Here is a 13,527-nt window from a genome sequence, read left to right as displayed (position 1 = left end):
CAAAAAATATCGCTCTCCCCCCACTCCCGCTCAGCCCTTATATCATGGGAAATCCCGGCAAATGGCCTCTGGCAATATTTGTGTCTGAGGGAAATTCAGGGTTGTCTCAGATTCTCAGTATGTTAGGGTAGAAAAAGGTGACTATTTCTATCAGGTATCGTATCGACATAATAAATAACAGGAATCTTTCTATTGCATGGCAATTAAATTAGAAGTTAAGAATCTCTATAAGATATTTGGTGAGCATCCGCAGCGAGCTTTCAAATATATTGAAAAAGGACTTTCGAAAGAGCAAATTCTGGATAAAACAGGGCTATCGCTTGGCGTTAAAGACGCCAGTCTGGCCATTGAAGAAGGCGAGATTTTTGTCATCATGGGATTATCCGGTTCGGGTAAATCCACAATGGTACGCCTTCTCAATCGCCTGATTGAACCCACCCGCGGGCAAGTGCTGATCGACGGCGTTGATATTGCAAAAATATCTGACGCCGAACTTCGCGAGGTGCGCAGAAAGAAAATTGCGATGGTTTTCCAGTCATTTGCATTAATGCCGCACATGACTGTACTGGATAATACGGCATTCGGCATGGAATTAGCCGGCGTTGCCGCTGAAGAGCGCCGTGAAAAAGCGCTGGATGCCTTACGCCAGGTGGGGCTGGAGAATTATGCGCACGGCTACCCGGATGAACTCTCCGGCGGTATGCGTCAGCGTGTCGGTCTGGCCCGCGCATTAGCGATCAACCCTGACATTCTGTTAATGGATGAGGCCTTCTCGGCGCTCGATCCCTTAATTCGTACCGAGATGCAGGATGAGCTGGTAAAACTACAGGCAAAACATCAGCGTACCGTCGTTTTTATTTCCCACGATCTCGATGAAGCGATGCGTATTGGCGATCGTATTGCCATTATGCAAAACGGCGAAGTCGTTCAGGTGGGAACGCCAGATGAAATTCTGAATAACCCGGCGAATGATTATGTCCGCACCTTCTTCCGTGGGGTCGATATTAGCCAGGTGTTCAGCGCCAAAGATATTGCCCGCCGCAGCCCGGTGGGATTAATTCGTAAAACGCCAGGTTTTGGTCCGCGTTCCGCACTGAAATTATTGCAGGATGAAGACCGTGAATTTGGTTATGTGATTGAACGCGGTAATAAGTTTGTCGGCATTGTTTCCATCGACTCATTAAAAGCGGCATTAAGCCAGGCGCAAGGTATTGAAGCAGCACTTATTGACGAGTCACTGGCGGTGGATGCGCAAACACCTCTTAGCGAGTTGCTCTCTCATGTTGGCCAGGCGCCTTGTGCGGTGCCGGTTGTCGACGAGGAACAACAGTATGTCGGTATTATTTCAAAACGCATGCTGCTACAGGCTTTAGATCGCGAGGGGGCAAACAATGGCTGAACAAACTAATCCGTGGGATACCGCGCCAGCGGCGGATAGCGCCGCGCAATCCGCCGACGCCTGGGGAACGCCTTCGGGCGCGCCTGCCGATGGCGGCGGCGCAGACTGGCTGACCAGCGCGCCCGCGCCTGCGCCAGAACATTTTAATATTATGGACCCGTTCCATAAGACGCTGATCCCGCTGGACAGCTGGGTCACTGAAGGGATCGACTGGGTCGTTACGCATTTCCGCCCCGTTTTCCAGGGCATCCGTGTGCCGGTGGATTACATTCTCAATGGCTTCCAGCAGCTGTTGCTGGGTATGCCAGCTCCGGTGGCGATTATCATTTTCGCACTGATCGCCTGGCAGATCTCCGGCCTGGGGATGGGGGCCGCCACGCTGGTGTCCCTGATTGCCATCGGCGCGATTGGCGCCTGGTCACAGGCGATGATTACCCTGGCGCTGGTGCTGACCGCCCTGCTGTTCTGCGTGGTCATCGGTTTGCCGCTGGGGATATGGCTGGCGCGCAGTCCGCGTGCGGCGAAGATTGTCCGCCCGCTGCTGGATGCGATGCAAACAACGCCTGCGTTCGTCTATCTGGTGCCGATCGTGATGCTGTTCGGTATCGGTAACGTGCCGGGGGTGGTAGTGACCATTATCTTTGCCCTGCCGCCGATTGTGCGTCTGACCATTCTGGGGATTAACCAGGTTCCGGCGGATTTGATCGAAGCCTCGCGCTCATTTGGCGCCAGTCCGCGTCAGATGCTGTTCAAAGTACAGCTACCGCTGGCCATGCCCACCATTATGGCGGGTGTTAACCAGACGCTCATGCTTGCCCTCTCCATGGTAGTGATCGCCTCTATGATTGCCGTCGGCGGGCTTGGTCAGATGGTGCTGCGTGGTATTGGCCGCCTCGACATGGGGCTGGCAACCGTCGGCGGGGTCGGTATTGTGATCCTCGCTATCATTCTGGACCGCCTGACCCAGGCCGTTGGTCGCGACTCGCGCAGCCGTGGCAACCGCCGCTGGTATACCACCGGTCCCGTTGGGCTTATCACTCGCCCTTTCGTTAAGTAATTCACCCGTTGCCCGGTGGCGCATTGCTTACCGGGTCTACAATTCATTAGCTTACACAGAATCGTTCAAGTTGCATCGCGGCGGCAAACGAATGTGTCCCCAGGAGCGTACACGCAGTACGTGACCGGGGTGCATGAGTGCAGCCAACAAAGAGGCAGCTTGAAAGATGAAGTGTAATAAGGAACAACGATGCGACATAACATTCTATTTGCCACAGCGTTTGCCACCCTTGTCTCTACCAGCGCATTCGCTGCCGACCTGCCGGGCAAAGGCGTTACCGTACAGCCGGTGCAGAGCACCATCACCGAAGAAACCTTCCAGACGCTGCTGGTCAGCCGCGCGCTGGAGAAACTGGGTTATACCGTTAATAAGCCAAGCGAAGTTGATTACAACGTCGGTTACACCTCCATTGCCTCTGGCGATGCAACTTTTACCGCCGTGAACTGGCAGCCGCTGCATGATGATATGTACGCCGCTGCGGGCGGAGACAAAAAGTTCTATCGCGAGGGGGTATTCGTGACGGGCGCCGCGCAGGGTTATCTGATCGACAAGAAAACCGCTGAGCAGTACAAGATCACTAACCTCGCCCAGTTGAAAGACCCGAAAATCGCCAAAATCTTTGACACCAACGGCGACGGCAAAGCTGACATGATGGGTTGTTCGCCAGGCTGGGGTTGTGAAGCGGTGATTAACCACCAGAACAAAGCGTTCGATCTGGAAAAAACCGTCGACGTCAGCCACGGTAACTATGCCGCGATGATGGCCGACACCATCACCCGCTTCAAAGAAGGCAAGCCGATTCTGTACTACACCTGGACGCCGTACTGGGTGAGCGACGTGATGAAGCCGGGTAAAGATGTTGTCTGGTTGCAGGTGCCGTTCTCTTCCCTGCCGGGCGAGCAGAAAGACATTGATACTAAACTGCCGAACGGCGCGAACTATGGCTTCCCGGTGAACACCATGCACATTGTCGCCAACAAAGCCTGGGCAGAGAAAAACCCGGCGGCGGCGAAGCTGTTCGCCATCATGAAGGTACCGCTGGCGGATATCAACGCGCAGAACGCGATGATGCATGAAGGCAAATCGTCCGAGGCCGATGTTCAGGGTCACGTTGACGGCTGGATCAAAGCCCACCAGCAGCAGTTTGACGGCTGGGTAAAAGAAGCGCTGGCCGCGCAGAAATAACCCACTCGTCGGCCTTAAAGCTGCGCGCCATCAGGCGCAGTAACCACACCAATGCCGGATGGTGGCGCGATGCGCCTTATCCGGCCTATACGCCCTCCCCCAACCGCACAATCCATCACTCAACAAACCACTCACATTCATAAACATCCGCTATGATTGATACCCCAGGAAATCATATCTGACTCAAAATAATGACCAAATCCACTCACGGGCTTAGCCCGGCGCTGATTGTTTTAATGTCCGTGGCAACCGGTCTGGCCGTCGCCAGTAACTATTACGCCCAGCCGCTGCTCGATACTATCGCAAACAATTTCTCGCTTTCCGCCAGCTCGGCGGGCTTTATCGTTACCGCCGCTCAGTTGGGCTATGCCGCCGGATTGCTCTTTCTGGTGCCGCTGGGCGATATGTTCGAGCGCCGGACGCTCATCGTCTCCATGACGCTGCTGGCCGCAGGCGGCATGCTGATTACCGCCAGCAGCCAGTCGCTCGGTATGATGATTCTCGGCACGGCGCTCACCGGGCTGTTCTCCGTCGTGGCGCAAATCCTGGTGCCGCTGGCGGCGACGCTCGCCACGCCGGATAAGCGCGGCAAAGTGGTCGGTACCATCATGAGCGGCCTGCTGCTGGGGATTTTACTGGCACGTACCGTTGCCGGATTGCTGGCGAATCTTGGCGGCTGGCGCACCGTCTTCTGGGTCGCTTCTGTGCTGATGGCGCTGATGGCCATCGCGCTGTGGCGCGGTTTACCAAAGGTGAAATCAGAAACGCATCTTAACTATCCGCAGCTATTGGGTTCCGTGTTCAGCCTGTTTATCCACGACGGCCTCCTGCGTACCCGCGCGTTGTTAGGCTGCCTGACGTTCGCCAACTTCAGCATTCTCTGGACATCGATGGCCTTTTTACTGGCCGCGCCGCCGTTTAACTATTCCGAAGGGATGATTGGGCTGTTTGGTCTGGCGGGAGCCGCTGGCGCGCTGGGCGCACGTCCGGCGGGCGGTTTTGCCGATAAAGGGAAGTCTCATCTCACCACGACTTTCGGCCTGCTGTTGCTGTTGCTCTCCTGGCTGGCTATCTGGTACGGACACAGCTCGGTGCTGGCGCTGATTATTGGCATCCTGGTGCTGGATCTCACCGTGCAGGGCGTACACATCACCAATCAGACGGTGATTTACCGCGTCCACCCGGATGCGCGTAACCGGCTCACCGCCGGGTATATGACCAGCTACTTTATCGGCGGCGCCGCCGGTTCGTTGATTTCGGCATCGGCCTGGCAGCATGCCGGCTGGGCCGGCGTTTGTCTGGCCGGTACCACCGTCGCCGCGCTCAATCTACTGGTCTGGTGGCGAGGTTTTCACCGACAAGAAGCCGCAAATTAAGCAGATGGCAAGCGTTTACCTTTGATTGAGCTCCCCAGGGTGTTAAGGCGTCCCCCACTCTGTTAAGGTTATATGATTCATTTATGCTGGTTATTTTAACATCGGTGACGAATCAGATAATCTTATGGAAAGCCCTGCACCCCAGTCTGAGCCCCGTCCGGCAACATTAACGGAAGGATTCAAAGACAGTTTACCGATAGTCATAAGTTATATTCCGGTGGCGTTTGCGTTTGGCCTTAACGCCACCCGTCTGGGCTTTACTCCCCTCGAAAGCGTTTTTTTCTCCTGCATTATTTACGCAGGCGCCAGCCAGTTCGTCATCACCACCATGCTCGCGGCGGGCAGCACATTATGGGTCGCCGCGCTGACCGTGATGGCGATGGACGTACGCCATGTGCTGTACGGCCCTTCCCTGCGTAGTCGCATCAGCCAACGGCTCAGTAAACCTAAAACCGCCCTGTGGGCATTTGGCCTCACCGATGAAGTGTTTGCTGCCGCCACGGCCAAACTGGTACGGGATAACCGCCGCTGGAGTGAAAACTGGATGATCGGCATCGCGTTCTGCTCCTGGGCTTCCTGGGTGCTCGGCACGGTCATTGGCGCATTTTCCGGGAGCGGATTGCTGAAAGGCTTCCCCGCCGTTGAGGCGGCATTAGGTTTTATGCTGCCAGCCCTGTTTATGAGCTTTTTGCTCGCCTCTTTTCAACGCAAACAAACGCTGTGCGTCACGGCGGCGTTAATCGGCGCGCTGGCAGGCGTCACGCTGTTTTCCATTCCTGCGGCTATCCTGGCGGGTATCGCCAGCGGGTGTCTGACCGCCTTGATCCAGTCGTTCTGGCAAGGAGCGCCCGATGAGTTATGAGGTTTTGCTGCTGGGGCTGCTGGTTGGCTGCGCCAATTATTGTTTTCGTTATTTACCGCTTCGTCTGCGAATGGGAAACACCCGTCCCGCCAGGCGCGGGGCAACGGGCGTGTTGCTCGACACCATTGGCATCGCGTCCATCTGCGCCCTGCTGGTGGTGTCTACGGCTCCCGAAGTGATGCACGACGCCAGCCGGTTCATTCCGACGCTGGTCGGGTTTGCCGTCCTGGGCGTCAGTTTCTACAAGACGCGCAGCATCATCATCCCAACGCTACTGAGCGCTCTGGGCTATGGACTCGCCTGGAAGATAGGGGTCATTTTATAACCCAAAAGAATCATTTTAAATTAATAATACATTTACTTTATTTGTCACTGTCGTTACTATATCGGCTGAAATTAATGAGGTCATGCCCAAATGGATAGTTCGTTTACGCCCATTGAACAAATGCTAAAATTTCGCGCCAGCCGCCACGAAGAGTTTCCTTACCAGGAGATCCTTCTGACCCGCCTTTGCATGCATATGCAAGGCAAACTGCTGGAAAACCGCAATAAGATGCTGAAAGCTCAAGGGATTAACGAGACGTTGTTTATGGCGTTGATTACGCTGGAGTCTCAGGAAAACCACAGTATTCAGCCATCTGAACTGAGTTGCGCGCTGGGCTCGTCCCGTACCAACGCAACACGTATCGCAGATGAGTTAGAGAAACGCGGCTGGATCGAACGTCGTGAAAGCGATAACGACCGTCGCTGCCTGCATCTGCAACTGACTGAGAAAGGTCACGCGTTTTTGCGCGAGGTGTTACCGCCTCAGCATCACTGCCTGCACCAGCTATGGTCCTCTCTCAGCACCGCCGAAAAAGATCAACTTGAGCACATCACTCGTAAGCTCCTGACGCGTCTCGATCAGATGGATCAGGATGGCGCCGTTCTTGAGGCGCTACGCTAACGCGTCGACACGCTCAATCATCCAGATTTATAAAAGAAAAAACTGACAGGCCAGCACGTCATACTGCTGGCCTTTCTGACAAAAACGTCGGCCCAGCCGATATGAAAAATAAGATCGTGGAGAACAACATGAGCGCAAATGCGGAGACTCAAACCCCGCAGCAACCGGTTAAGAAGAATGGCAAACGTAAAAGCGCGCTAATCCTTTTAACCTTGCTCTTTATCGCAATTGCCGTGGCATATGGGATTTATTGGTTTTTAGTACTGCGTCATATCGAAGAAACGGATGATGCGTACGTGGCAGGGAACCAGGTTCAAATCATGGCGCAGGTATCAGGCAGCGTGACGAAAGTCTGGGCTGATAACACTGACTTTGTAAAACAGGGCGACGTGCTGGTCACGCTCGACCAGACGGATGCCAGACAGGCATTCGAAAAAGCGAAAACGGCGCTGGCCTCCAGCGTTCGCCAGACGCACCAGTTGATGATCAATAGCAAGCAGCTCCAGGCCAGCATTGAAGTGCAGAAAACCGCACTGGCGCAGGCACAAAGCGACTTTAATCGTCGCGTGCCGCTGGGCAATGCGAACCTGATCGGTCGCGAAGAGCTGCAACACGCGCGTGATGCCGTCGCCAGCGCGCAGGCGCAGCTGGATGTGGCAATTCAGCAATATAACGCAAACCAGGCGATGATCCTCGGCAGCAAGCTGGAAGATCAGCCTGCCGTGCAACAGGCGGCCACGGAAGTGCGCAACGCCTGGCTGGCGCTGGAACGTACCAAAATCGTCAGCCCGATGACCGGCTACGTCTCCCGCCGCGCCGTACAGCCTGGCGCGCAGATTAGCCCGACCACGCCGCTGATGGCGGTCGTGCCTGCCACCAACCTGTGGGTGGACGCGAACTTCAAAGAGACGCAGCTCGCCCATATGCGTATCGGCCAACCGGCAACGGTCATCAGCGATATTTACGGCGATGACGTGAAATACACCGGTAAGGTTGTCGGCCTGGATATGGGGACAGGCAGCGCCTTCTCCCTGCTTCCGGCGCAAAACGCTACCGGCAACTGGATCAAGGTCGTGCAGCGCTTGCCTGTACGTATTGAACTGGATGCGCAGCAACTGGCGCAGCATCCGCTGCGTATCGGCTTATCAACCCTCGTCACCGTGGATACGTCGAACCGCGACGGACAGGTGCTGGCAAGCCAGGTTCGTAGTACCCCGGTTTCTGAGAGTAACGCACGAGAAATTAATCTCGCTCCGGTCAATAAGCTGATCGAAGAGATTGTGCAGGCCAACGCGGGATAATCCTGAGGTGCGTGTAATGCAACAGCAAAAACCGCTGGAAGGCGCGCAGCTGGTCATTATGACGATTGCGCTGTCGCTGGCGACATTCATGCAGGTGCTGGACTCCACCATTGCTAACGTGGCGATCCCCACCATCGCCGGGAACCTTGGCTCATCGTTGAGCCAGGGGACATGGGTTATCACCTCATTCGGGGTGGCGAACGCGATCTCCATCCCGATTACCGGCTGGCTGGCGAAACGCGTCGGGGAAGTGAAGCTGTTCATGTGGTCAACCGTCGCCTTTGCCATTGCGTCATGGGCGTGCGGGGTCTCCAACAGTCTGAACATGCTGATCTTCTTCCGCGTGGTTCAGGGTGTCGTCGCAGGGCCGTTAATCCCGCTCTCACAGAGCCTGTTGCTGAATAACTATCCTCCCGCAAAACGTTCTATCGCGCTGGCGCTATGGTCGATGACGGTGATTGTCGCGCCGATCTGCGGCCCGATACTGGGCGGCTACATCAGCGATAACTATCACTGGGGCTGGATTTTCTTCATCAACGTGCCGATTGGGGTTGCGGTCGTGCTGATGACGCTGCAAACCCTGCGCGGTCGCGAGACCCGCACCGAGCAGCGACGTATCGACGCTATCGGCCTGGCGCTGCTGGTGATTGGTATCGGCAGTCTACAGATCATGCTTGACCGCGGGAAAGAGCTGGACTGGTTCGCCTCGCAAGAGATTATCATCCTGACCGTGGTCGCCGTCATTGCCATCAGTTTCCTGATTGTCTGGGAGCTGACCGACGATAACCCAATCGTTGACCTCTCCTTGTTCAAGTCGCGTAACTTTACGATTGGCTGTTTGTGTATCAGTCTCGCCTATATGCTCTATTTCGGCGCGATTGTGTTGTTACCGCAGCTGTTGCAGGAGGTATACGGCTATACCGCGACGTGGGCCGGCCTGGCCTCAGCACCGGTCGGGGTAATCCCGGTGATCCTGTCGCCGATTATCGGACGTTTCGCCCACAAGCTGGATATGCGCAGGCTGGTCACGTTCAGCTTTATCATGTATGCCGTCTGCTTTTACTGGCGTGCATGGACGTTTGAGCCGGGTATGGATTTCGGCGCATCGGCCTGGCCGCAGTTTATTCAGGGCTTCGCCGTAGCCTGCTTCTTTATGCCGCTCACCACCATCACGCTCTCCGGCTTGCCGCCTGAGCGTCTGGCGGCGGCGTCGAGCCTGTCTAACTTTACGCGAACGCTGGCGGGGTCAATTGGTACATCAATCACCACCACCATGTGGACCAACCGTGAAGCGATGCACCATTCGCAATTGACCGAGTCGGTGAATCCGTACAACCCCAATGCCCAGGCGATGTACGATCAGCTACAGGGGCTGGGGATGACGCAGCAGCAGGCGTCAGGCTGGATCGCCCAGCAGATTACCAATCAGGGGCTGATTATTTCCGCCAATGAGATCTTCTGGATGTCGGCCGGGATCTTCCTCGTGCTGCTTGGGCTGGTCTGGTTCGCCAAACCACCTTTCGGCGCGGGCGGCGGCGGCGGAGGCGCGCATTAATGAAAAAGCCAGTTCATGATGAACTGGCTTTTTTTTGCCGGATGGCGGCTGCGCCTTATCCGGCCTACAGAACACACGTTGTAGGCCCGGTAAGCATCGCGCCACCGGGCATAATGCCGGATGGCGGCTGCGCCTTATCCGGCCTACAGAGCACGCACGTTGTAGGCCCGGTAAGCATCGCGCCACCGGGCATAACGCCGGATGGCGGCGGCGCCTTATCCGGCCTACAGAACGCGCACATTGTAGGCCCGGTAAGCATCGCGCCACCGGGCATAACGCCGGATGGCGGCGGCGCCTTATCCGGCCTACAGAACACGCACATTGTAGGCCCGGTAAGCATCGCGCCACCGGGTATTGCATTCGACTAGATATGCAGTTCCTGCAATTTATCTTTCGGCAGGGCCAGCTCTTCGTTGCTGTTGATGCGAACGTCGTGTTCCAGAATATGACGTGCAATATCCTGCGCTTCGCTCAGAGAGTGCATCTGATACGTACCGCACTGATAAACGTTCAGTTCCGGGATCTGATTCTGCTCCTTCACTTTCAGCACGTCAGCCATCGCGGCTTTCCAGGCGTCCGCCACACGTTGCTCGTCAGGCGTACCGATCAGGCTCATGTAGAAACCGGTACGGCAGCCCATCGGGGAGATATCGATAATCTCAACGCCGTTGCCGTTCAGATGATTACGCATAAAGCCAGCGAACAGGTGCTCCAGCGTATGGATACCCTTCTCAGGCATCACTTCTTTATTCGGGATGCAGAAACGCAGGTCAAACACGGTAATGGTATCGCCATGCGGGGTGTTCATCGTTTTCGCGACCCGGACTGCTGGTGCTTCCATCCGGGTATGATCGACTGTGAAGCTATCTAACAACGGCATTTAGCCACCTCCGATAATATTTTTTAAAATAAACTGAACTCTTCGTTCCGGGGCGAGTCTGAGTATGTGAAAGACGCGCATTTGTTATCATCATCCCTGTTTTCAGAGATGAAATTTTGGCCACTCACGAGTGGCCTTTTTCTTTTCTGTCAGGCGTGCTTTTCCAGCCACGCATCAAACGGTTCGGTATCCGCCGCTTCAACCTCAAGCTGACGACGCGTTGACGCCTCACGCTCAGCAATGAAGTCCTCTTCACGCAAAATTTCCAGCGGTTCTTCGCGCAGCAGATTGCGATAAGCCTCGCCCAGCGCTTTGCCAGTGCCGCCAATCCCGGTATCAATCATCGAGCGCAGAATACGCGCTGAGAACGTCAGCTCCGGGTTGTCGAAACAGGCAACCAGTTCATCACATACCTTCTGATAATCCTCTCCCCCGTGGATGCTGTCCAGCGTTTGCGCCACACGTTTCAGGTCGCGGAACAGATCTTTACCCACTTTCGGCAGCGGGAACTGCGCGGTTTCACAGCCAATCCCTAACGTCAGCCCCGGTTTACGCCCTTCCAGAATCACCCGATTCCAGTTCGTGCGCGTGCACAGCAGCTCGTCGCTGCTCATTTCCGGCGCATCGGCCAGTACGCACCAGACCATAAACAGATCCAGGAAACGCACCTGCTGCTCGTCCACGCCAATAGGCGAGAACGGGTTAATATCCAGCGAACGCACTTCGATATATTCAATCCCGCCGCGCAGAAGCGCATCTGACGGCGTTTCTCCGCTACGCGTCACGCGTTTAGGGCGGATCGGCGCATACAGCTCGTTCTCAATCTGTAGCACGTTGCTGTTGATTTGCAGGCGTTTACCGTCCTTCTCCAGACCGATCTCCGCATACTCCGTGGACGGCGTTTTGATCGCGCGCTTCAATCCTGCCACATATTCATGCAGATCGTTAAACGTAATTCCAAGATTGCTTTGCGACTTATTGGTATAACCCAGGTCGCTCAAACGCAGCGACGTTGCATACGGCAGGTAGTACATACCGCAGTCCGTTTTTTCAAACGGCAGCGTGGTGGGTTTGCCCTGCAAGAATGAGGAACAAATAGCCGGAGAGGCGCCAAACAGATACGGAATGACCCACCCAAAACGGTAATAGTTACGGATCAGGCGGAAATAGCCTGCGGAAATTTTCTCTTTCGCATCTTCCCCGTCCACGACGCCACACTTCGCCTGCCAGAATGCCATCGGCAGCGAAAAATTGTAGTGTACGCCGGAGATGGTTTGCATCAACGCGCCGTAACGGTTTTTCAACCCTTCCCGGTAAAGCGTTTTCAAACGACCAATATTTGACGTACCGTACTGCGCCAGCTCAATATCCTGCCCTTCAGCAATATAGCAAGGCATACTCAGCGGCCACATCCGCTCATCACCCAAATTTCTGGCCGTATAGCGATGCAGGTCGCGCATCAATGTGAGCATATGCTGAATATCGCCGTCTACCGGGGTAATAAACTCCAGCAGGGCTTCAGCAAAATCTGTCGTGACCCATTTGTGCGTCAGCGCCGAGCCTAACGCGTCAGGATGACCCGTGGTTGCCAGCGTGCCATCAGCGTTAACACGCAGCGTTTCGCGCTCCAGCCCGCGTTGAATCCCCTTTAGTGCCTGAGGATGCCTTTCCAGCCAGGTCAGAGCCTGTGATACGTCCGGGATCAAATTGACCTCCCGCCTGTCAAAATCGTTTTAATTAGCATAATTGTAATGGTGACGGTAAATGTCTATCCCACAATTAGTGCCACCACATAATGCCCTGAACCGTAGCGGCTGCGACGATAACGTAACGCAACGCTTTACCAAGGCATAAAAAAAAGAGCACTGGCCCCCACGAGATGCGCATCCATCCCGCTAACAGGCACAACAAATCACCGATAACCGGCGCCCAGCTTAATAATAGTGTGACTGCACCGTAGCGCTTAAGCCAGCCAGTGGCTTTTTCCTGCCAGCGCGATGTTTTGCGCAACGGAAAAAAACGCCCAAGGATAACGTTAGTTAACCCTCCAAGGCTATTACCCATTGTTGCTGTTAAGACTAAGACCCAGGGATGACTTACCCCGTAGACTAACATGGCAACTAAAACAACTTCGGAATTACCGGGCAACAGCGTGGCGCTGAGAAAACTGCTGGCAAACAGTGACAGGAGCGACAGCCCGTCACTCACAATAGTCGAACGTCCACGGCATCCATTCCCGCCGCGCGTGCTGCCTGCAAGCCGAAATCCGCATCCTCAAACACGACGCATTGCGTCGGTACAACGCCCATACGCTCCGCACACAGCAGGAACGTGTCCGGCGCGGGTTTGTGGTGCAGAACATGATCCGCAGCGACAACCGCATCAAAATAACGACGCAGCCCCAGATGGGTCAATAGCGCTTCGGCAATTGCGCTTTCGCTGCCTGTTCCCACCGACAGAGGTCGACGGCCATACCAGGCTTTGACCACCTCAACCAGCGGCAGAGGCTCTACGCTATCCAGCAACATGCTTTTCACTGCATCAGTTTTTTCTTGCGCCAGCGCATGAGGGTCAAGATCGGCGTGATTCAGTTCGATAATCGACTGCGCGATACGCCAGGTTGGAGAACCGTTAAGCGCCACCATCGCTTGCAGATCAAAGCGAAGGCCATAGCGCCCTAATACCTCGTCCCACGCCTTACGGTGCGTCGGCTCGGTATCCAGGATGGTGCCATCCATATCAAAAATCAAACCCGCATAACGTTCGTACATCGTGTTCTCACAAACCAAATGACCAGATGTTACTTTATCGTAATTGACTGATTTTGTCGCTGACAGAGAAATGAGGATTGTTCAGGGTAGAGAGGTAATGGAGGTATTCAGGAGAAGATGGTGCATCCGGGAGGATTACTCGGCTGCGCCTCGCCCTACGGGCCGTTGCTGAAGCAACGTTATCCTCCCTGGTGC

The 13,527-nt window shown here is 55.2% G+C and carries 14 protein-coding genes; 10 read left to right on the top strand and 4 right to left on the bottom strand.

Translation table 11 applies throughout. The annotated features are described in order from the left end of the window. Nucleotides 1-196: 196 nt before the first annotated feature. The 10 genes from proV to OGX93_RS16900 all read left to right on the top strand — a co-directional run bounded on the left by proV (nucleotide 197) and on the right by OGX93_RS16900 (nucleotide 10,049). Entirely contained in the window at nucleotides 197-1,399 is a 1,203-nt protein-coding gene (proV, locus tag OGX93_RS16945; RefSeq protein ID WP_012134791.1) for a glycine betaine/L-proline ABC transporter ATP-binding protein ProV, read from the top strand. Then, a complete protein-coding gene (proW, locus tag OGX93_RS16940) occupies nucleotides 1,392-2,456 on the top strand; it encodes a glycine betaine/L-proline ABC transporter permease ProW (protein WP_047461746.1) in 1,065 nt (354 codons plus the stop codon). Before proV ends, proW begins: the two co-directional genes overlap by 8 nt. Before the next feature lie 189 nt (nucleotides 2,457-2,645). Beyond that, a complete protein-coding gene (gene proX / locus OGX93_RS16935; RefSeq protein ID WP_012134793.1) occupies nucleotides 2,646-3,641 on the top strand; it encodes a glycine betaine/L-proline ABC transporter substrate-binding protein ProX in 996 nt (331 codons plus the stop codon). A gap of 191 nt (nucleotides 3,642-3,832) precedes the next feature. Beyond that, nucleotides 3,833-5,017, top strand: a complete 1,185-nt coding sequence (locus OGX93_RS16930; RefSeq protein WP_110493909.1) for an MFS transporter — start codon at nucleotides 3,833-3,835, stop codon at nucleotides 5,015-5,017. 124 nt (nucleotides 5,018-5,141) lie between these two features. Further along, nucleotides 5,142-5,879, top strand: a complete 738-nt coding sequence (locus OGX93_RS16925; protein WP_012134795.1) for an AzlC family ABC transporter permease — start codon at nucleotides 5,142-5,144, stop codon at nucleotides 5,877-5,879. Then, nucleotides 5,869-6,204, top strand: a complete 336-nt coding sequence (gene ygaH / locus OGX93_RS16920; RefSeq protein WP_047461737.1) for an L-valine transporter subunit YgaH — start codon at nucleotides 5,869-5,871, stop codon at nucleotides 6,202-6,204. The genes OGX93_RS16925 and ygaH overlap by 11 nt, the downstream gene beginning before the upstream one ends. A gap of 90 nt (nucleotides 6,205-6,294) precedes the next feature. After that, nucleotides 6,295-6,825, top strand: coding sequence for a transcriptional repressor MprA (gene mprA / locus OGX93_RS16915; RefSeq protein WP_012134797.1), 531 nt, complete (start codon nucleotides 6,295-6,297; stop codon nucleotides 6,823-6,825). 128 nt (nucleotides 6,826-6,953) lie between these two features. Then, complete coding sequence (gene emrA / locus OGX93_RS16910) at nucleotides 6,954-8,126, top strand: multidrug efflux MFS transporter periplasmic adaptor subunit EmrA (RefSeq protein ID WP_024130884.1); 1,173 nt, start codon at nucleotides 6,954-6,956, stop codon at nucleotides 8,124-8,126. A gap of 16 nt (nucleotides 8,127-8,142) precedes the next feature. Then, on the top strand, nucleotides 8,143-9,681 hold the full coding sequence (gene emrB / locus OGX93_RS16905; RefSeq protein ID WP_012134799.1) for a multidrug efflux MFS transporter permease subunit EmrB: 1,539 nt from the start codon (nucleotides 8,143-8,145) through the stop codon (nucleotides 9,679-9,681). After that, the gene (locus tag OGX93_RS16900; RefSeq protein WP_286448821.1) at nucleotides 9,681-10,049 is read left to right on the top strand and encodes a hypothetical protein; all 369 of its coding nucleotides are present in this window, start codon (nucleotides 9,681-9,683) and stop codon (nucleotides 10,047-10,049) included. Before emrB ends, OGX93_RS16900 begins: the two co-directional genes overlap by 1 nt. Here OGX93_RS16900 and luxS read toward each other — a convergent pair. From luxS to yqaB, 4 genes are all read right to left on the bottom strand, one after another. Further along, entirely contained in the window at nucleotides 10,046-10,561 is a 516-nt protein-coding gene (gene luxS / locus OGX93_RS16895; RefSeq protein WP_012134800.1) for an S-ribosylhomocysteine lyase, read from the bottom strand. The genes OGX93_RS16900 and luxS overlap by 4 nt on opposite strands. A 149-nt stretch (nucleotides 10,562-10,710) precedes the next feature. Continuing rightward, complete coding sequence (gshA, locus tag OGX93_RS16890) at nucleotides 10,711-12,267, bottom strand: glutamate--cysteine ligase (protein WP_012134801.1); 1,557 nt, start codon at nucleotides 12,265-12,267, stop codon at nucleotides 10,711-10,713. A 73-nt stretch (nucleotides 12,268-12,340) separates the two neighbouring features. Continuing rightward, nucleotides 12,341-12,769: a YqaA family protein gene (locus OGX93_RS16885; protein ID WP_286448819.1), complete on the bottom strand. Its 429-nt coding sequence runs from the start codon at nucleotides 12,767-12,769 to the stop codon at nucleotides 12,341-12,343. After that, a complete protein-coding gene (gene yqaB / locus OGX93_RS16880; RefSeq protein ID WP_012134803.1) occupies nucleotides 12,766-13,332 on the bottom strand; it encodes a fructose-1-phosphate/6-phosphogluconate phosphatase in 567 nt (188 codons plus the stop codon). Before yqaB ends, OGX93_RS16885 begins: the two co-directional genes overlap by 4 nt. Nucleotides 13,333-13,527 lie beyond the last annotated feature (195 nt).

Source organism: Citrobacter sp. CK195, from assembly GCF_030333365.1.
Classification (GTDB): domain Bacteria; phylum Pseudomonadota; class Gammaproteobacteria; order Enterobacterales; family Enterobacteriaceae; genus Citrobacter_B; species Citrobacter_B koseri.
This window is presented reverse-complemented; position numbering and strand designations above follow the sequence as displayed.